A 19,030-nucleotide genomic window follows, 5' to 3' on the forward strand; every position below is an offset into this window, starting at 1 on the left:
TTAAATACAGGACAACGTAATGAACCAGTTAGATACAAAATTTGGTGAATTTGGTGGCATGTACGTGCCCGAGCTACTTATTCCAGCACTAGACCAACTGGAAAAAGCATTCTTGGATGCCAAGGACGACCCAACATTTAACGAAGAGTTTTTATCTCTGTTAAAAGATTATGCCGGTCGCCCCACATCAATGACGTTAACTCGCAATCTAGTAAGTAACCCGAAGGTAAAATTATACCTAAAGCGTGAAGACTTGCTTCACGGTGGCGCACACAAAACTAACCAGGTGTTGGGCCAAGCGCTACTTACTAAGCGCATGGGTAAAAAAGAAGTTATCGCCGAAACTGGCGCGGGTCAGCACGGTGTTGCAACCGCGTTAGCATGTGCGTTGTTGGGGCTTAAAGCGCGTATTTATATGGGTGCGAAAGACGTTGAACGCCAAGCGCCAAACGTGTTCCGTATGAAGCTGATGGGCGCAGAGGTTATTCCTGTAAACGCAGGCTCAGGTACGCTCAAAGATGCCGTAAACGAAGCCATGCGCGACTGGTCAGCAAACTATGATAAAGCGCACTATTTGTTAGGCACAGCCGCGGGCCCTCACCCGTTCCCGACTATTGTTCGTGAATATCACCGCATGATTGGCGAAGAGACTCGCGCACAAATTATGGAAAAAGAAGGTCGCTTACCTGACGCAGTAGTGGCATGTGTGGGCGGAGGCTCAAATGCTATCGGTATGTTTGCAGACTTTATTGATGAGCCATCTGTACGCCTAGTTGGCGTTGAGCCTGCGGGTAAAGGTGTGCACACCAAAGAGCACGGCGCAACTATCGTGACGGGTACAAAAGGTATTCTTCACGGCGCATACACCTTCATTATGCAAGACAAAGAAGGCCAGATTGAAGAGAGCTACTCAGTATCTGCTGGTCTCGACTACCCTGCTGTTGGCCCTCAGCATGCTTATCTTCACGACATTGGCCGAGCGGAATACGTGGCCGCCACCGACGAAGAAGCGCTGAACGCATTCCAATTGCTTGCAAGAAAAGAAGGTATTATTCCTGCCCTTGAATCGTCGCATGCCTTAGCGCACGCGCTTAATATGGCAGATGAAGCGGAAGAAGAAACCATCATCGTAGTTAACTTATCAGGTCGTGGCGACAAAGATTTAGCGCACGTTATCAACATTTTAGGGGACGATTTATAATGGATAGATATGCACAGATGTTTGCCGGCCTTGATGAAAAGAACCAAGGCGCTTTCGTACCTTTTGTAATGGTAGGTGACCCCGATTTAGCGCAATCTGAAGCCATTATTTGCCAGCTAGTAGAAAGCGGTGCTGACGCACTTGAGTTAGGTATACCTTACTCTGACCCCATTGCTGATGGCCCCACAATACAAGCTTCAGCCATTCGCGCGTTAAATAATAAGGTGACGGTAGCAGATTGCTTGGGTGTTATTTCACGTGTTCGCGCAAAATATCCTAATGTGCCTATCGGCTTGCTACTGTACAGCAACTTAGTAATGGCCCAAGGCATCGAAAATTTTTACAATAAAGCGCAAGAGGCAGGCGTTGACTCAATCTTGGTCGCTGACGTTCCTATTCGCGAAGCGGCACCTTTTCAAAAAGCAGCCGAAGCCACTGGCATTTCACAAATTCTGATTGCACCACCTAATGCTACTGACGAAACCATGGAAAAAATCGGGGAATACTCGAAAGGGTACACGTATTTACTGGGTCGTGCGGGCGTTACTGGCGCAGAAACTGCCGCAAACGTGCCTGCTTCAGAGCTTATTGAGCGCTTGAATAAGCACAAAGCAGCACCAGCATTGTTAGGTTTTGGTATTTCTACACCGGAACAGGTTAAATCTGCTATTGACGCAGGTGCCGCTGGCGCAATTTCAGGCTCGGCGACAGTGAATATTATCGCTGCCAATTTATCGGACAGTCACAAAATGCTAAGCGAGCTCGGCAGCTTTGTTGAAAGCATGAAAGCAGCTACGGCAAAAGGATAAGCGTATGCTATATATGATTTGTGCAACCGATGTGGCGGACAGTTTAGAAAAACGCCTAGCGGCGCGCCCTGCTCACCTTGAACGTTTGAATGCATTAAAAGATGCGGGCCGTTTAGTCATGGCAGGCCCTTTCCCTGCTGTTGATAGCCCAGACCCAGGTCCGGCCGGATTTACTGGTTCGCTAGTAGTCGCAGAGTTTGATTCACTAGAAGCTGCTCAAGCATGGGCCGATGCTGACCCGTACATCGAAGCAGGTGTTTACGAAAGTGTTGTTGTTAAACCTTACAAAAGGGTTTTGCCTTAGTTTTTAGCTAAACGCTAAGTAGCAAACTGCGATAAATAACGAAAGCCCCTTGAGACCGAATAGCTCCGGTTTTAAGGGGCTTTTTTGTTGCTTCAACAGTAACAAAGCTAACACTTATTCATTAAACTAGTGTGGACAGACACTCAATTGCTAGACTAATGAGGACACGCACTCGTAATTGTTTGCCAAGCTTCCTTTGGTTGATAATGGGCAGTTACTTAATAATCAGCCAACAACCGTAATAACCAATCCCTTGTGGACAGACACTCGCTCCTCTGAGTAAGTGTCCCAGCGCCTCAAAGCTTCGTCATAAAATTGGCCCATTATACTGCGTTTAAAGATCGACCTTTTCGTGTTCACCCATCTCTTCTGGCTTTACCGTTTTACCAGTAAGCATTTTAAACATGCCTTTGAGTGAAGGGTCTGCATCCCACACTTCTGCATCTATAAGTTCGAAGCGAAGCATTAATAAAGAAGGATCATCTTTACCTTTCTCAAACCATGCTTCTACGGGATTAGACCAGTATTTATCAATCACCTCTTTACGTGATTCAACAGTGAGGTTACCTCGAATGCAAGCGAATACATCGTGACCTTTAGATGCAAAGTGAACCATAGCTTTTCCACCTTTCGCGATGCGGTTGCCTCGACTAGTGTAAAACCAAAACTCACTATCAGCGTCTTTATCAAGCCGGGCGTACATAGGCTCGGCATGCATATCCTCGCCTACCAGACTTACCATGACTTTTGGACTATCTGACATTGCTTTCCACATTGTTTTCTTAATATCGCTAGACATAGCTCCTCCTTGTTGAAAATAAGTGTCTGTCCGACGTTACTATTGAATGGAGCAGTTGAACTAAACGCCTTATTTTCATTTTATTGATTCATCTGAAGCTTATGCCTCGCACGTGGCATGCCAAAAAAGTCAATATCATCCCGCTCAGCTGCCAAAAGAGTTATTGAGAAACGTAAGCTCTTCACTACACACTAGTTAGGTAAAGCTTTGGACACACACTCATACATCCATACGAGCGTTGTGAACTAATTTACAAAAACCGTGGACAGTCACTCGTTTGCACAATAAACATTGGTCCCCCTTAATAACAATCAACAAAGTGGACAGACACTTTTTCAAAATAAGAGTAAAGATTACTCAATATGACTTACTAACGAGAGCACTTAAATATATGCGCCACTTTGAAGCTTAGAAATAGACTTGTGGACAGACACTCTCATTTTGACTTGTGGCCTCATAGCAACTAAGTGTCTGTCCACAATATTTGCTCTTTCGTAAATGCCATTTACTTAAGGCTTATATACAGCTTTTGCTCCGCAAGGTAGACTAAACCTAGTTCAGAATGGGTTCAGTTAACCAAGTTATACTTATCTGTAGTTTGGCCTGAGTGGGATAATAATTGTGAGGTTGTATGAAATTATCGCTTCGTGTTGCAGTAGTTTGTTTAGTGTTAGCTTTGTCTAACACAGCGCCAGCTTTGGCGTTTCAAGACTCTGGCGGCGATATATCAAAAAGCGAAGCTGCTGAGCGTGCTCGCGTTGCTGTAAATGGACGCGTCTTAAAAGTTGAACAGACCTCAAAAAACTACCGGGTAAAAGTACTTAAAAAGTCAGGGCGAGTAGTATCAGTAGATGTAGACAAACGCTCAGGCAAGGTAAAAACAAATAAAGATAAGGACTAACATGCGTATCCTCGTAGCCGAAGACGATAGCAGATTATTAACCCAGCTTGATGCGCTCCTTCAGCAAAATGGCTATAGCGTAGACCTCGCAGATAATGGTGAGCACGCGCTTTTTCTCATTAAAGAATATAGCTATGACCTGGCTATCGTCGACATCGGCATGCCAAAGCTAGACGGATTTGAGGTTATACGAAAAGCCCGTCAAGCTGATATTTCCTGCCCTATACTCATTTTAACTGCTAGAGATAGGTGGCAAGAGAAAGTGGAAGGCCTTGATGCCGGAGCCGATGACTACCTCACCAAACCCTTTCATAACGAAGAGTTACTTGCTCGAACAAAAGCACTAATTCGACGAGCTTCAGGACAAGCGAACCCAACCATTCAGTTCGGCCCTATCTCACTGGATACCGTTAGTGAAGAACTATCGTTAAACGGTCAAGCTCTGGATCTAACAGCTTACGAATACAAAGTCATGGAGTACCTTATGCTTAACCCGCAAAAGGTCATCTCAAAAACAGAGCTAACCGAGCACATTTATGACCAAGATTTCGATTTAGATAGTAATGTCATAGAGGTTTTCGTTGGAAGACTGCGGAAAAAGCTGGACCCGACCGGTGAGTTAAAGCCAATCGAAACCCTTCGAGGTAGAGGCTATAGGATAAATAGAAGTTTATGAGGCAATTGTCGCTACGTCTTCGGAGTATCTTTCTAGCGATTGTTCTTCTAGCGTTATTTGCGCCGTTTACTGTTGTCATTTTAGACGAGGCATATACTGATAGCCTTACGCAAGCCAAGATGAGTGAGCTTAGGTTGATGAACTTAGGTCTGTTATCGGCTTTCGAGTTAGATGGCGACCTGCCCTATATGCCTGAAATTTTATACGAAGAGCAGTTAAACCTTCCGGGATCAGGTTATCTTGGCGTGATTGTGTTTCGAGACGAAGTAATTTGGCAGTCAGCCTCAGCTCTTGAATATACCTTTGCACCACCTGAGATAGACGTTGCAGTCGGTAACGAGTTATTTTTGGATTCTCATACACCTAAGTTTGAAGAAGATTCCGAGTTTTTTGTATACGCCTTTACTGCGGAATTTGCTTCAAGTAGAGACTTCGAGCCTGTTCGGTTTTATATATTTAACAATAAAGCACTTTTTGAAGCAGAGCGGAATACGTTCTTAGACACGACGTGGCAGTGGATTTTCACGCTCTGTATAGCGCTCCTAATTTTTATTATTATCGGGATTAGCCTAGTACTTCTTCCTGTTAGAAAGTTAATTGACGAAATTTCACAAGCCTCAAGTGGACATAAACGCCAGTTAGAATCACGCTATCCCGTTGAATTCGATTCCTTAAAACAATCCATTAATGGTTTGCTTCAAACTGAGGCCGCCCAAAGGGCGAGATATAAAAACAGTTTAGGAGACTTAGCACATAGCTTAAAAACGCCTTTGGCAGTAGCATCGGGCACTAGCGATTTACCTACTGAGGTAAACGAAGCATTACAGCAAATTGACCGAATCATTAAACGCCAGCTGAAAAGAGCGAGTGCTGGAAAATCTGGCTGGCAACAAGCTATCTATATATTACCCATTTTGCACAAGCTTGCCGATGCAATGGATAAGGTCTACCAAGATAAAGCCCTTACTATAGAGTTTGAACTGGATGAGGATACTCAGTTTAAAGGAGACGAGACCGACTTCATGGAACTATGTGGCAACCTTCTAGACAATGCATGCAAAGCAGCGACCAATAGAATTATCGTATCAGCGTCGAAGCGTGCTGGTTGGCTAACAATTAAAGTAGAAGACGACGGCCCTGGTATTCCTGACGACAAAAAGGTGCTTTTGTTAGAGCGAGGAACTCGACTTGATACCTATACAGAAGGCCACGGAATAGGCATGGCGTTGGCGGCCGATTTAGTTTCAATCTACGAAGGTAGAATGCTCATCGAGGACAGTTCGCTTGGCGGTGCTCGTATCGTTATTCAATTTCCCAATCACGAATAGTGCTTTAAAAAGTACAACGAAGTTTGTGCATGACCGTTAAATCCTCGAGCTTTCAATTGCTCTAGTATGAAAGTGGACAGACACTTGAGTTCCTACAAAAGTTGGGGCGTATGGAAAGCGGACACACACTTAATCTTGCACAAAAGTTTGGGGGGACTGACACATTCTCAATTGACTGTTTAGCTAGAGACCAATGAGAGTTTTTTTTAAATCGATTGAGTGTCTGTCCACTTTCTACTTCCACTAAGTTACGACGCAGACTTCTCACCTTCACTCGATAACAGCACCGCAAGCCACTTGCTCTCCTCGCGAGACTCTAATGCTATTTTTACCACCATGGTTAACGGAACTGAGAGCAACATTCCAACGGTGCCTAAGGGCTGTTGATCTTTCGTGATTAGTTTTTGACCGGCATGGTAAAGCGTTATAATTCGTTTCGTCAAAAATAAATTAACAACTCAATACCATGCCAACCGCCTGAGAACTGGTATCCCTTGGCGAGATTTACCCACAGAGTTTGGTGGCTGGAGTGCCATTTATCGACGCTTCAATTTGTGGTCAAAGAAAGGTCTATTAAATATGTTATTCAATGAGTTAGCAAAACTTGCTGATTATGACTGGGTTTTTGCGGACGGTTCAATTGTTAAAGCCCATCAGCATAGTACAGGTGCTGCGACATCAGATAATGAATGCATAGGTAAGAGCCGAGGTGGTAATTCTACGAAAATCCATTTGGCTGTGGATAGTGGCGGACTTCCTATATATTTCGAGCTATCGGAAGGCCAAAGAAACGACATTACTCGTGCTCAAAGTTTGGTTGACCATTTGCAAGAAATAAATATTTTCGTCAGCGACAAAGGGTACGATAGTGATTCTTTGCGGGAATATATTGAAGCCAAGGGAGGCACTTCAGTCATACCGAAACGCAATTATGGCCAAGATATAGACAAAAACAGTGTCGATTGGTGCCTTTATAAATATAGGCACTTAGTTGAAAATGCATTCGCACGAATTAAACATTATCGTTCAATATCAACTAGGTATGAAAAATTGGCGAGGAATTATGCCAGTATGGTGTCACTGGCATTTTCAATGATGTGGCTACCTATGTATTGCTGAGTGAAATATGTACAGCAAAGATCAACAGGCCCTAGGTATTGCTGAGTGAAATATGTACAGCAAAGATCAACAGGCCCTAGAAGACGCAAATACTTTGAACAGCGAGCGGCGTGATGATAGAACTTCCGCTGTCCCTTTTTGTATTCGGTGTGGTTCTTCTGACCTGCAAGTTAAATCAAAATCAAATAACACTCGATTCGGAAAGCCTATCTCGCGAACCCATAGATCTGTTTGGATGCAATGTAACGACTGTAATCACTTTATGAGCTTCAATCATTGCAATCAAACTAACACACGCCTTATCAAGAATGGCACTTATTGGACGTATCATTCAGCAAGAGCCATCGAGCCGTTCAATATAAAGTGTCCTAAATGTGGTGAATGGGGAGCATGGTAATGATTTCCCGTCAAATGCCACAGACTTTCTCTTCAACAGAGCTAAGTGAGAGAGATATTCCCGCCGCTATAAATAGTGAGTTCGGTTTCGATGTAGAAAACTATTTTTCTACACGAAATTTATAACGATGATTTATTTTCCGCCTTCAATACATATTCCATTTCAGTGTGTGAACAGTGATTCTGGAATCGCTGTTCAAGTTCACCTAATTATCTTCAACACACTGAATTGACGATTCGACGAACTTACCTAAATAGCTGTCAAAGTATCTCCGCCATGCTTTGTTACTCTTGGCCGACATTGAATTTTCATTGCGTCACTAACAAAAGCATTATCATTGGCTTTACTTGACCAAATGTAAGCCTCGCCTGGCTTAAGCGACCCTAGCTTTTCAGGTGTTAATGTTTTTAATCCAATACAAGCCTTTTGAATATGCTTCAGCCAATCTGGAGCATTAAATTTATGCAAAATAATCTGTGAAGACAGCTGAATGAGCTCTACAGGTACTGAAGGAGGATCTTGGCTAGCTATCATCACGCTAGTACCTTTATGTCTCATTTCACGCACGGTTTCAACCAAGCCCTTCACTAAATCAGGACTATCAATGTATTTATGACACTCATCAAAAACAATTAACTTATTGAACGTTTGATCTTGATATTTTGCTTCTGAGAAGATTTGTAAAAGAACTACAAATAATCCTAGAGCTTCATCTTTTTCTATAAATTCATCCCTAATATCAACAACTATCATTCTGCCTGGTCGGATCAATGATGCTACACTTAATTTGTCATCAATATACTGCTCAGCAAAATCGAGTCTCATATCAGCTAAGTCTTTTAACGCATCGGATAAGCTGGAGTTTTGAATGCCATTTCTGATCGCTTCAATAGTCAAATTTCGCCGATTTTTTCGCATTATATTTCCTAATTGACGAATATAAGCAGCTTGATTTCCAACAGCCCCCATTAAGAATTTCCAATGGCCTGCCTGAAGCTCCGAAGAGCAAAACTTCAATGGAAATACCTCAATACCAGGATATTCTTTACGGCGTTCATCAAGTTTATCTTCAGGAGTAAGCAGCACAACATCATCTAATGACGTCGGCTCTGCTCCATAAACCTCTTTGAGCCTTTCTAATTGAAATGCGTCGTCATTTGCGGCAATCATAGATGTAAACTCGGGCTTGTAGTCCTGAGTCTGGCTATAATGGAAAATTACGCTTGCCAGCTCTTTATGCAGAGTATTAATCGCTGGAATTGATTTGGTTGCCATCTCAACTACAGAGCCTAAGGTATAACTTTTACCACCGCCTTGAACTCCAAATAAACTCAAAGTGTGGGTATGATTTAAATCCAGGGCGACTTTACGCCCGTGGACTTCTCCAAGAAGGCCAAACTGCCCTGAATCACCATTGACACCCAATACAATATCGTGAGGTACAATATCCACCTCTCCAACTGGTGGCTCTGGCTCTGGCTCTGGCTCTGGCTCTGGCTCTGGCTCTGGCTCTGGCTCTGGCTCTGGCTCTGGCTCTGCAGAATTATTACTGTTTGAATTAAAACTACTTACTACTTCACGCTCTTTTGTAGATTTTATGTCAGCTGCTTCCGTATTTAACTCTTCATTCTCAATGATGTTAGTTCGAGTTATTTCGATTTCAGCTTCGACATCTACTAAGGGCTCTAACTCTATCGACGCTTGAGAAACCAACTCTTTCCACGAAACAGTTCTATCACGTTCTTTATGCAAAAATTCCGCAGAAGTTAACTTTGGTAACGACAGCTCTATGGTGTCCAGCGTTACTTCTGACAACTCTTCGTCCTCAACTAGCCCCGTAGCTGAAAGCAATTCATCAATGTGATTTCTACCTACTCGGTGAAACTCAATCCCAACTTCATTTTCAACACCGTTGTTATCCTGACCAAAATCAAAAATAACAGCACTACGAGTTATTGCTAGCTTGTATCCTTGCTCTAGGGTTCTCAGCAAAAACTTAGCTTCTTCAATCACATCAGCACTAAGCAAACCGAATCGCTCAGATCTCTTGAGGTAGTGTTCTAATAAAACGCAAAGTTTCTGTGTTTTAACTAATCTATCTGGTCTGTCAGGAGAAGTTCTCGCTAAGTCAAAATGGCGTTGTAAAACTTTTTCTGACTCAGATATTTGCTCCGCAATACTTTTTTTCAGTGTTTCATACTTCGATAAATCACCGACTTCTGAATAGCATTTTACTTCAATAAGGTTACACCTGATTGTGCGTGTAGATGCATCTAAATCAAACAATGCTAGGTCTGTACGCTTAAAGCTAATCTCCGAACCTAACTCTCCATCAGCCTTTTGCAGCTCAGAGTAAAGTTCTATATGGGCATCTAAAGGTACTACAACCTGTTCTTTAAAGACGCCCTGGTATTCCAGATATAACTTAGATAAAGCCAAGCCCAAAGCTTCTGATTTTGAAGCGCTATTCGAGGCAAGTTTTAGTGCCAGCCTTCCCGACAAAGCTCTCAAGGAATCTAGCACTCTGGTTGCTTTATTTACATCAGGTACTATTTGGTGTTGCTCTAACGTTCCTTTTAACAAAGCCTCAATTTCTGTCGTCGAGCGCGAAGTAATTACAAAATTGTGAGTATTAGAAGAAGCCATTTCAGGGCTATGATCAATAAGGTAATCAGGTCGACCATCTTTACCACCATGATCAAAGAACTCTATTCCTAAGTTTCGATCTACTGTAAACACCCAATCACTTACTTCATGTAACTGATTGAGCAATGCCCTTTCTTTTGAGTCCAGTGACAACCTAACAACTGGAACTTGCTCCAATGAAAAGCTACCTGTTGCAAGAGAAGCTGTAATCGCAGACATCATTTTTGGAAGCTTTGCTAAAGTTGAGGAGACTTGTCCACCGAATAGCATTTTAGCAGCACCATGGCGAGTGTGACGGTCCCAAGCTACAACACCATTTTCATCAAAATAATCAACGCAATAGTCTTGATACAAACCGTACACAGGAGCAACTTGTTCATCTGCTTGAGGCCTAATGACCGACAACTCTTCAGCAGGGAAAACATCAAATAACATACTCAAGTGAGAACTAAACTCTTCTGGCGCTTCTTCAAACTCAGAAATAGATCTTAATGAAACACTTAACCTTGGTACTAAATGATTGTCAGAAGATTGAAATAGCTCATTATCTCCATTGGAATCATCATTACTGTTAATCAGTTTAAACAGCTCAGCTCCTACCTCTAAAGCGTATGGGTCTTCAACAAATAACCTTATATCAAAATAAATGTGTTTTAATTCTTGCTTCTTTCTAAGTGTCAACAGCATTCCCGCAACCGCACTTGCGGAGCCAGCATTGAACACATTAATTGATAAACAAGAAACGTAAGGGTGCTGAACTAAATAGCGCTCTACCTTATTTGCTAAGTAAGTGCTACTTTGCTTACCAACCTGTTGATAATCATTTTTAATTCCAAGCGCAGTTTTTATTTTGTCGATGAGCGACTGCGGCTCTCGTTCTTGGGCTGATGCCAATACACTCCAAAACGGATGAATACTATCGAGCGCAACCATCAGCTGTCCTTGGGCGTCAGGCAGTACATAAGGAAAATTAGTCAAAGAAAGTTCTTCTAGGAGACTATTTTTACTGCCAATTGCAATTTCTTTACTTACTTTCTCACTTTGTCTAGCCCAAGTTTCAGCTAGTGACGACCAACCTCCTAACCACAAGCACCTCAAAGGGTGGGTCGGCCCAAGCACCATAGCTTGCTTGTAACTACCGTCGTAATTCCACATAACGATAGAAATAGAATCTAAGCGAAGCAAAGCAGATAGCTCAGCTGTATAGTCTTTCCCATTTTCAGTAACTTGAAATACTGCCGCTAAATATTCTAAATAAGCTTTAGAATATTTGTATGCTTCATTTGAAGTAGATACATGATTATGAGCAACAGAAATTAGCTCTTTTTCACCCTGAGAAATTAAAGCAAAGTAATTTTCACGCGCTTTTTTAAAGTTTTCAAATTGCTGCTCTACATCACTAACAGGCCAATCAACTATGTCAGGTCCAGGTTCTTGTGCTTGTTCATTTCGAATCTCAACCCGCCAGGTAATTGCAGACATAGGGTTAGCAAGTATCTTTTGTTCAAAGTCTTTCAAGTAAGTGGCTACTGGGACCTGTATGCTTCCGCGTTTTTTAAACTTAATGTTTAGTAAGGATTCGGATTTACTCTTTGTTTCCTGCCAATTTGACTCAATTACTTCAGCGTTAACGAACTTATTAGTCTCTGTAACCTGAGTAAATTCTGCTTTAATTTTTGCATGAGCTAACGACGCTTCCCTGACTTTTCTACCAGGAAGTGGCTCTACCTCTGCCTCAACAGCAGGCAACACATAAAACAACTCACTTTCATTGATTCGTGAACCTGCGTCATCGGCACTAGAAGTTCCCCAAGGAATAGGGTTTTGATCGCCATCAACCAAAGATAATAACTCTTCATTTTCGTCAAATGCCTGAACTCTTACGTAATGCCAGCCTTCTTCCCACTCGATGCCTGTTAACTTATTAAATTTAATCGTTACTGTTGACTTAGCAGTTGCCTTGCCAACTTTAATTAAACCAACAAAATCGCCATGTTGGCTAAATACTTGAGCTTTGTATTTCGCAAGGCCATTTACTTCTTTAGGGTTTGGCTCTACCGAAAATGACACAGAAAAGTTTTTGATTCCTCCCTGACCAACGGTAAGTACTTGCTGACCTACTAACTGCTGTAAATTAGGATCTTTTTCATCTTCAGGAATTACAGGCAATCCAATTTCAGTTACGGTTAAACATACTGAGTCAGTTACCTCTTCTTCGTATTGAAATCGCCATTTATCAAAGGTAAGAGGCCAATTATTACTATCAACAACAAGCTGTTTACACCAAGCTTTATTGATTAGGCTTTCCTGATCGTTAAAAAACAGCGCCAATTTTCTATTAAAGTCTTCTCCCTCAAGCTGCAGGTCATAAACCGTAGCAATCGCGGATTTTTCCGATTTATTGATTAATTGAATAGATTCATGGTTCTTTACTAATTTTCGCACCAGCATAGAGTGGTCTTGGTGCAATTCCAAATCAGGTATCAGTCCTAGTTCATATAAAGCAGCTCCTAAAACACTAGGATCAAAGTCGTTTACTTGAATTGTTAAGATATACCTAAGCCATTGATATGGATTTATTTTCAGCGATGCTTTTTCGTTAAGTATAAAAACGATCTCTTCAACCAATTGTGACAAGGAAGCAGGACACTGTTCTTTAATCGACTGAAAAGCTAATGAATATACGTCCGTAATATCGACATGCTCAAACGTCGCCTCGCCGAACGAATCCTCAGAAGAAGTTTTTAATTCATTTGGCACAAAAACAAGTAATGGAGACCTTAAATTACCTTGCTCATCAGGGTTTCTCAGCTCAACTAGCTTTGTGCTCGTAACAGAATAGTTTTTCTCTGCATTATTAGCTAAAACAACTACCTGACTATTATCTACTGACTTAGCTAATTCCTCACAAAGCTTATACATCAAGCTGGTATCTAAATCTGAAACCTTCATGCAATGACCTGCACCTCGAGTTTCAAGGAGCAACTTTAATTTTGGTAAAAGTACAGTGATTAAGCTTTTTTCGATATCTGCACTTACAACCGTTTTAATTCCCTTAATCATGCGTTACTTCCTTGTACTTTTTTATTTTGTTTTTCGTCAATTTGATATCTAGGGGTGATCGTTTGTGTAACATATGCATCTGAAAGATCACTATAAAAGCCAATCTCCCTTAGGCGTCGCTTAAAGCCTGCCAAGTTGTCTCTCAATGCACTATTTACATCAATCGACTGATCGCAAAACACATCTGTCTTTGGAAGGGATTCGATAAAAATGCCATAGCGAGTCTTTAGAAAACTCAGTAGCTCGTCAACGCGCAGCTCTTTTGTGTGGAACCCCAAATCCCCCCCTTTTGATAACACTGCTAGTTGCAACATAACTTCAAGCAGCCTTCCATCTAAACAAAAACGCCTACCGCCATGGTTACCACTATTTTGCTCCAACAAAGCACCAGGTTTATTTTTCAGCATAAAACTATCTAAGTTTTTAACCATCCCTGAGCGAATAGCATTTCCTTGTACGAAAAGTAAAATTTCTATGTACGTTTCAAACTCCGGCAAACCTAGTTGTGTTATCGCATGTAACTCTGGTGGTATCTCTTCAGATTCACTAGCTGACGATGCTGATGTATCTAATATTCCAGCATTTCGTTGCCCAAAGAATTGCTCTCGATCTTGCTCAAGAGGAGTTTCAAGTAATTTAAACAGTTCAGTAACCGGCATTTGCTTCACCGATTTCGAACCAGGAAGCTTACCTTTTTTCGACAAGTACTCAGCAAACTCGTCTAATTTCTTAACACCAAAATATGCTTTAATAAACGCTGGTATGCGCTTGTAATGTAAAGTGGCGCTTTGCTCTGCCATTTGATGAGTTAAACTGTTAGTGCCATTTGTCATATCAACAAATATTGCCGTTTGTTGTTTCTCACCTTCTTCTAGGTTTCTACCCTTACTCTTAGCTAGAGCTGGTAACAGCTTAAATAGCTTTAACTGGTATAAGGCTAAGTGAAAGGCTAACAGGTTCTTAATGTATTCAACCATCACTGAGCGCGGAATATACTGACGATAAGTCATCAACTTAATAATATCTTCAGCCAAAGTATCAGCCGCCTGTTGATTAAGTGGTGCAAACCTATCTTGTAAATCAGAATGATCCGGCGCATCAGATTTAACCTGATCGGAAAGTCGTAATAATGCTTGTGTTTCAACATCAACTTGAGAATGACAATCATATTGACCGGTAGACGAATCAACACCGGCAAAAAAGAATTGCTTTAACCTAGAGATTGCTGCTTGACCACTTTTAGCATGGTAAAGTAATTCGTATACTTGTTTTGAAGCCCCGTAATCTCGGCAGTTTTTAGGATTTCTAAATAGGTAAGTGTTACCGTGAAGGGGTCTTGGCGCAGCTACGGCCTCATTTGCTTTACCTCGGTTTATAAGATCGACTAGATGTGTTTCTATCCATTTTTCGATGGTAATTGGCGCTTGGGAAAAGCCCTTAAAATGTTTTTCATTACGTGAATCTAAGAACTCATCTTTGAACAGATCAACCGTCATACCTTTAGCACTTAACTTGCTAGAAGCACCATTGTGTTTTAGCCTGGCGAACAAGTGAGTTAAAACGCGATCCATTTCAACTATTTTATAATCTAAATAGCTTACTTTATTAGTGCGGAAAGCTTTATCTTTTTTTCCTAATTTCATGACTGCGCCTCCGCTATTAAATGCTCTAGCTGTAAAACACCACCGCTGTCACGTGTAATTTTTTCGTATTTTTGGCCATTCGTAGTCAAAAGTACCTCTTGATAAGGGGCTGAAGCGAGCACGTTTTTAAATACTGTTAAACTTAAATAGAAACTTTGTTCGGCCTGAGCAGATGGAATATAACCCTGATTTAGACGTTGAAGCATTTCAAATAGATCCAAATCTAAATCTAGCTCGGCGGTTAAACCTGTTTCATCCTGATATTTAAGTAGGAGTGATTGTGGACTGTGTTCAATGTAAGAAGACTTCATGGCCGAGTCTTTAACTTCTATTGAAAAAACATCAGCTGGGAATAATCGGTAGCTCTTAATTGTCCCTTGATTTACTTTTCGCACCTGCATAGCAAGTTGTCCGTTAAAGTAAGCCGGATTGTGTAATCCTTCACCTCGGTTAATAGCGTTGATTGCTAACGATTTAGCCTCAGCTAAGGAGTATTCTCCTTCTAGATAGCTGACAAGTAACTTTGCGGAGCGATAAGGTAATAGTCCTTTCCAGTTTTCACCTCTGCGTTCAAAGTAAGCTTTTCGCCTTAGCATACCGACGACATGTCGATGAGACAGGTATCTTTCTTTGCTCTGACTTAAAGCCGTACCACTAGGTAACGCTTGATGTGCATTTTCAAGCAATTGAGTTTCATGTCCACTTCGTTGTTCAAACTGAAGCCAATCAACGGCTTCTAGTCCTAGAAAATCTAAACCGCGATCTAGTCGCACATCAGAACCTTGCGCAATGTCAGTTTCACTAAGTAATTTTAATAATCTGTCCTGAGTATTTTTTGAACCACACCAAGAATTAAAGTAATACCCACTTAAAATTTTGTCAGCTTCACCGTTCGCATAAATCTCTTGAATTTCAGAACAAGAGTATTCTCCAACTAGCATGTAACTTAATGCAGAGCGTAAATCTCGCATAGTGATGTGCAACTGGTTTCTTAGACTAGTTAGCTTGTATAGATATCCCAACCGTTCAATTACTTTAGGACCGGTTTGCTCATCTCGGAATGTATCTACATTGTGTTTCACATAGCACTTGTCTTTTAGTGCACAATAATCACAACCTTGCCATACTTTCGCCGAAGTCATTTTCTTTAAAAGGCGTTCAAATATCGAGTTTTTCTGAGTTTCAGTAGAAGCCAAAACATCGCGCATATTTAGGTTTACAACAGCGACCTCATTTTTAACGGAACCATCTTTCAAACTTTCTTCAACTAGCATTTTTAGTGCGGAAAACTCATCGGCATTTTGCGTCAAGAAATCTATCAGTCGACCTTCGTTAATTGCAATCAAGCGAGTTTCGTTATGAGGCCATTTACTAATATCATCACCATGATAAGCATTGAAGAATTCGTCGAGAACGACTTCATTTTCTTTATCACCCTCATCTTGGCTACCATCGTAATTAGTAATATATTTGTGACCATCTAATTCAAACGAGCAACCATTGCCTAACGGGTTTAAAGTTAAAGTTGTACCTTGTTTTTCAACTAAAGATTCTAGCTGTTGAAGAAATGCCGTTTTACCATCTCCAGCGTTACCTGTGATCAGGACTAGACGTAATTGACCAGCTAAAACCGCTGGAGCTAACTCAGTATCTAATGATGTTTCAACATATATCAGTTTCGCGTAATCATCTAATCCACGAGTACCACTGTTTGAATGTCGGCTTTGACTGTACAAAGTCAGCATATAATCATGAAATGCTGACTTGCTTGGATTTGAACCATCAGCCAGCGGTGGCAAATGAAATTGAGATGTACTCTCGTCCGACTGGAATTGAGCTTTTTTAAGTTGCTGTACTTTATTTAACGCTTCTAATAATTGGTCTGCCGATTCAAAGCGATCAACACGTTTAGGAGAAATAAGCTTTAGAAGAACCGACGACACGTCGTCCGTTAAGTTAAAACTTTGCGTGAATTCACTTGGATGACGCGCCAATTCGTCGAGTGGTGGACATTGAGTATTTGCCCAAGGGTATTCACCCGTCATAGCTCGATACAAGGTGATGCCTAGGGCATATAGATCTCTATCAACTAAGTCGAATGATTGTGGAGTCTCAGTAATGTTTAAATCTGGCGGAAGATATTTTCTAGAGCCACCACCTAGACTTAAATCCTCTGCATCAACAGAAACATTAAAGTCAATGATACGAACTTTACCGTCTTTCCATATCAAGTTTTGCGGCTTAATATCACAGTGATAGATATTGTGGTCATGCAAGTGCTTGAGCCCTTCCGCTACTTGCTTAGCCATCGTCCACACTTCATGTGTGGTGAGTGACCTTTGCTGTATTAGCTCGCCAACGTCTAAGCCTTCTAAATATTCAAAGACAATATATGGAGGTCCATCATTGGGTAAAACATCAGCATCATAAACTTTTACAACATACGGGTGCTCAGGTAGCTTCAATAATGTCCTATATTCTTGCTTTAAGCGTTCTAATACAGATTCTCGATCTTGAAGAATAAGCTTAATGGCGCGCGATACATCACCAAAAGTATCAGTAACTTTATAAACAACTCCAAAACCGCCAGGCTTACCTAGTGGCTGTTGTACAACATACTTATTGGATAATTGATAACCGTTTTTAAGCCTTTTGTAGTTTGCTGGTGTTTGTGCTGGATCCACTTTTTTCGGTTTATTTTGTACAGGCTCAACAACTTCCTCACCAGACATTTGGGCTTCTTGTTTAGGTCGCCACAATTCATTAAATTTTTCTAAGGCCAGTTCAGCAGTTAAACGTTCAGAAGCCTCTTTGTGGCATAAAGCTTGAAGCCAATTATCAAATTCACTCGGTAACTGCTTATTGGTAGAACTAAGTTTATTAGTCAGCACACATGACTTTTCAATCGCTTGCGTAACAGTCTCGAAAGCGGCATCACCACTAAATAGCTCAAATATAACTAACCCAAGGCTATAGATATCTGAGGCACAACTAGCGGCATTATTGTCTGCCCATAGTTCTGGAGCTTTATAACGGTTAGAAATTCGTTCTTGGACTTCATCTGCAATTGTGGTCGTACTTTCTGCACCTATACGTGCATAATCAAAATCAACCAGTCTAGGTTGACCATCCAAACCAATCAATATGTTATCTGGCGTGATATTTCTGTGAACCACATCATGTCTGCACATATGATTCAAAGCAGCCAGCATCTCTTTCACCACACGCTTTTTCTGATCAAACGTTAGTAAAAAAGAGCTATCCTTTAACTTTGAGCTGAGGCTATCGCCCGGAATATCGTCCGTAAGTAGTATGTATTTGTCTTGCGCTTCTGTTGAAAAGAAGTCCTTTACACCAGCAATGGCAGAATGAGGTGGCATTTTTGAAACGGCACGATATGCATTTTCTAACAGACGTTTTTGCTTGGCGCGATCATCTTCTGGTAAATACGGTTCGGCCTTATATGCTTTTGCTAAAACAGTTCCACCTTTACGACCGGCTGTTACATTAAAAGCACGATACTCAGTGAAGTATTCGTTAACCGTTAAAGTCTCAGCAACTTCCCAATTACCATAACGCTCGCCATGACTGCGCTTCTTGGCTGATTTGCCAAGGGCCTCAGCGATAATTTGAATATACTTAGTAACGTTGCGTTCAAATCGTTCTGGGATTCTGAGGCTATCGGTGAAGAAACGAGTGCTGTTTTTTAAAGAAACTACATGACCACGCTCTCTATCTTCAGGATCAAGAAACATACAGTCATCAATTGTTAAAACAACTGCTGTATCAACATAAATATTCTTTAGATCTTTATTGGCTCTATTTTGATTACAAATAAGGCCCGAAAGCGATTTCGCATTACCACGCAACTTAGGTAAAGGCGAGCGATAGCTTGTGTGAGTCGTGTGCCAACTATTTCCGGCCACCTCAACCTGTCCATGAATACCCTTAGCATCCACTAAATAAATAGCATGAGGAGCTACTACACAGATATCCACTTCAAAAAGCTGATCAAATTGTTCTACTTCAAAACTATGAATAACAAAATAATCGTCTGGTAACTTATCCTTTAACCATGCTATGGCTTTACGTTCTTCATCATTGACCGCCTCACCAATTGCAAATACCTGTGCCATAAATGCTC

Annotated in this window: 11 protein-coding genes and 1 pseudogene; 8 read left to right on the plus strand and 4 right to left on the minus strand. The window is 41.3% G+C overall.

Annotation, left to right across the window (positions count from 1 at the left end; all coding sequences use genetic code 11):
• Positions 1-19 precede the first annotated feature (19 nt).
• From trpB to MHN09_RS09145, 3 genes are read left to right on the plus strand one after another with little or no spacing between them, the layout of a single operon-like run.
• Positions 20-1,201 (plus strand): tryptophan synthase subunit beta, encoded by a 1,182-nt coding sequence (trpB, locus tag MHN09_RS09135; protein ID WP_014976090.1) that lies wholly within the window; start codon positions 20-22, stop codon positions 1,199-1,201.
• The gene (gene trpA, locus MHN09_RS09140) at positions 1,201-2,010 is read left to right on the plus strand and encodes a tryptophan synthase subunit alpha (protein ID WP_049586837.1); all 810 of its coding nucleotides are present in this window, start codon (positions 1,201-1,203) and stop codon (positions 2,008-2,010) included. The genes trpB and trpA overlap by 1 nt, the downstream gene beginning before the upstream one ends.
• A 4-nt stretch (positions 2,011-2,014) precedes the next feature.
• Entirely contained in the window at positions 2,015-2,314 is a 300-nt protein-coding gene (locus tag MHN09_RS09145) for a YciI family protein (RefSeq protein ID WP_061094662.1), read from the plus strand.
• A gap of 334 nt (positions 2,315-2,648) precedes the next feature.
• On the opposite strand, the gene MHN09_RS09150 is transcribed toward MHN09_RS09145, so the two are convergent.
• On the minus strand, positions 2,649-3,113 hold the full coding sequence (locus tag MHN09_RS09150; RefSeq protein WP_239240307.1) for a pyridoxamine 5'-phosphate oxidase family protein: 465 nt from the start codon (positions 3,111-3,113) through the stop codon (positions 2,649-2,651).
• 631 nt (positions 3,114-3,744) lie between these two features.
• Here MHN09_RS09150 and MHN09_RS09155 point away from each other — a divergent pair.
• The 5 genes and pseudogenes from MHN09_RS09155 to MHN09_RS21415 all read left to right on the plus strand — a co-directional run bounded on the left by MHN09_RS09155 (position 3,745) and on the right by MHN09_RS21415 (position 7,659).
• On the plus strand, positions 3,745-4,014 hold the full coding sequence (locus MHN09_RS09155) for a PepSY domain-containing protein (protein WP_014948937.1): 270 nt from the start codon (positions 3,745-3,747) through the stop codon (positions 4,012-4,014).
• A 1-nt stretch (position 4,015) separates the two neighbouring features.
• The gene (locus MHN09_RS09160) at positions 4,016-4,690 is read left to right on the plus strand and encodes a response regulator transcription factor (RefSeq protein WP_014948936.1); all 675 of its coding nucleotides are present in this window, start codon (positions 4,016-4,018) and stop codon (positions 4,688-4,690) included.
• Positions 4,687-6,018: an ATP-binding protein gene (locus MHN09_RS09165; RefSeq protein WP_187446821.1), complete on the plus strand. Its 1,332-nt coding sequence runs from the start codon at positions 4,687-4,689 to the stop codon at positions 6,016-6,018. Before MHN09_RS09160 ends, MHN09_RS09165 begins: the two co-directional genes overlap by 4 nt.
• Positions 6,019-6,492: 474 nt before the next feature.
• A pseudogene (locus tag MHN09_RS09170) lies at positions 6,493-7,137 on the plus strand (IS5 family transposase); the annotation flags it as partial.
• A gap of 396 nt (positions 7,138-7,533) precedes the next feature.
• Complete coding sequence (locus tag MHN09_RS21415) at positions 7,534-7,659, plus strand: hypothetical protein (protein ID WP_262385828.1); 126 nt, start codon at positions 7,534-7,536, stop codon at positions 7,657-7,659.
• Positions 7,660-7,783: 124 nt separating this feature from the next.
• On the opposite strand, the gene MHN09_RS09175 is transcribed toward MHN09_RS21415, so the two are convergent.
• The 3 genes from MHN09_RS09175 to MHN09_RS09185 are packed head-to-tail and all read right to left on the minus strand — an operon-like array spanning position 7,784 to position 19,022.
• Positions 7,784-13,243: an ATP-binding protein gene (locus MHN09_RS09175; RefSeq protein WP_239240309.1), complete on the minus strand. Its 5,460-nt coding sequence runs from the start codon at positions 13,241-13,243 to the stop codon at positions 7,784-7,786.
• Positions 13,240-14,886: a hypothetical protein gene (locus MHN09_RS09180; protein WP_187447624.1), complete on the minus strand. Its 1,647-nt coding sequence runs from the start codon at positions 14,884-14,886 to the stop codon at positions 13,240-13,242. The genes MHN09_RS09175 and MHN09_RS09180 overlap by 4 nt, the downstream gene beginning before the upstream one ends.
• Positions 14,883-19,022, minus strand: a complete 4,140-nt coding sequence (locus MHN09_RS09185) for a protein kinase (RefSeq protein WP_187447625.1) — start codon at positions 19,020-19,022, stop codon at positions 14,883-14,885. The genes MHN09_RS09180 and MHN09_RS09185 overlap by 4 nt, the downstream gene beginning before the upstream one ends.
• Positions 19,023-19,030: the final 8 nt, after the last annotated feature.

The organism is Alteromonas sp. MmMcT2-5 (genome assembly GCF_022348315.1).
Taxonomy (GTDB): domain Bacteria; phylum Pseudomonadota; class Gammaproteobacteria; order Enterobacterales; family Alteromonadaceae; genus Alteromonas; species Alteromonas macleodii.

What these genes read in the sequence shown, in the direction of transcription:
- trpB (WP_014976090.1), top strand. Translation starts at nt 20, where the DNA reads ATGAACCAGTTAGATACAAAATTTGGTGAATTTGGTGGCATGTACGTG.
- trpA (WP_049586837.1), top strand. Translation starts at nt 1,201, where the DNA reads ATGGATAGATATGCACAGATGTTTGCCGGCCTTGATGAAAAGAACCAA.
- MHN09_RS09145 (WP_061094662.1), top strand. Translation starts at nt 2,015, where the DNA reads ATGCTATATATGATTTGTGCAACCGATGTGGCGGACAGTTTAGAAAAA.
- MHN09_RS09150 (WP_239240307.1), bottom strand. Translation starts at nt 3,113, where the DNA reads ATGTCTAGCGATATTAAGAAAACAATGTGGAAAGCAATGTCAGATAGT.
- MHN09_RS09155 (WP_014948937.1), top strand. Translation starts at nt 3,745, where the DNA reads ATGAAATTATCGCTTCGTGTTGCAGTAGTTTGTTTAGTGTTAGCTTTG.
- MHN09_RS09160 (WP_014948936.1), top strand. Translation starts at nt 4,016, where the DNA reads ATGCGTATCCTCGTAGCCGAAGACGATAGCAGATTATTAACCCAGCTT.
- MHN09_RS09165 (WP_187446821.1), top strand. Translation starts at nt 4,687, where the DNA reads ATGAGGCAATTGTCGCTACGTCTTCGGAGTATCTTTCTAGCGATTGTT.
- MHN09_RS21415 (WP_262385828.1), top strand. Translation starts at nt 7,534, where the DNA reads ATGATTTCCCGTCAAATGCCACAGACTTTCTCTTCAACAGAGCTAAGT.
- MHN09_RS09175 (WP_239240309.1), bottom strand. Translation starts at nt 13,243, where the DNA reads ATGATTAAGGGAATTAAAACGGTTGTAAGTGCAGATATCGAAAAAAGC.
- MHN09_RS09180 (WP_187447624.1), bottom strand. Translation starts at nt 14,886, where the DNA reads ATGAAATTAGGAAAAAAAGATAAAGCTTTCCGCACTAATAAAGTAAGC.
- MHN09_RS09185 (WP_187447625.1), bottom strand. Translation starts at nt 19,022, where the DNA reads ATGGCACAGGTATTTGCAATTGGTGAGGCGGTCAATGATGAAGAACGT.